Below are 1057 nucleotides of genomic sequence, written 5' to 3' on the forward strand. Positions count from 1 at the left end.
CCGATGGCAGCGAGAAGCCACAACTGGCGATCGACAGCTCGGCGCTGGGCGGGATGTACGCCGGGGCGATCCGCCTGGTCGGCACCGAGCAGGGCGTGGGGGTGCGGCTGGCCGGCGACATGGCCGCCAGCGGCGGCGACATCCGCATCGACGCCAGCGGCAAGCTGAGCCTGGCCCAGGCCTCCAGCCAGGGCGACCTGAAGATCGCGGCCCAGGCCGTGGAGCTGAATGGCAAGACCTACGCCGGCGGCAGCGCCGAGATTCGCAGCGCGGAGGAACTGGTCAACCGGCAGAGCCTGGCGGCGCGCGAACGCATCGCGCTGGACGCCGCGCGCCTCGACAACGCCGGGGTGATCGAAGCCGGCGTCGAGCCGGACGAGCGGCGCAACGCGCGCGGCGACCTCGAGCTGCGCAGCGGCACCCTGCGCAACGCCGGCAGCCTGGTGGCCAGCCGCGCGCTGGAAGCGAAGGCGAGCCAGGCGCTGGACAACCAGGGCGGCAGCCTGAAGGGGGCGACCGTCCGGGTCGACGGCGGACACCTGGACAACCGTGGCGGCAAGCTGCTCGCCGAGGGCGAACTGCGGGTCGAGGCGAGCAGCCTGGACAACCGCCAGGACGGCCTGTTGCAGAGCCGGGACCGCGCCGTGGTCAAGACCCGTGGCGATCTCGACAACCGTGGCGGCCAGGTCGTCGGTCTGAACGAACTGCAGGTCCAGGCTGCCGCACTGGACAATCGCAGTGCCGGTCTCCTTTCCAGCAAGGGAGACATGGACATCGAGGTCGCTCGTCTGGACAACAGTGCGGGCGGCAAGCTGGTCAGCGAGCGCCGTACGCTCCTGAAGGCGGATCGGCTCGATAATCGCAGCGGTCGCATTGTCGCCGGCCAGGATCTCGACTTGAGCTCTCGGTTGATCGACAACCGAGCGGGCGATATCTCCAGCACGTCGAGGGTGGTGGCGAGCGCTCGCGAACAGTTGGACAACCGCGGTGGCAAGATCGTCGGTGACAGTGGCCTGGACATCACAACGCCACGCATGCTCAACCAGGACAAGGGGGT

General features: G+C 69.5%; 1 protein-coding gene. It reads left to right on the forward strand.

Going from position 1 to position 1057, the window contains the following annotated elements; translation table 11 throughout:
• Positions 1-1057: hypothetical protein (locus tag JHD77_RS32050; RefSeq protein ID WP_199506579.1), on the forward strand; the 1057-nt coding region annotated here is incomplete at both ends.

It is taken from the genome of Pseudomonas sp. P20 (assembly GCF_016463925.1).
Lineage (GTDB): Bacteria > Pseudomonadota > Gammaproteobacteria > Pseudomonadales > Pseudomonadaceae > Pseudomonas > Pseudomonas aeruginosa.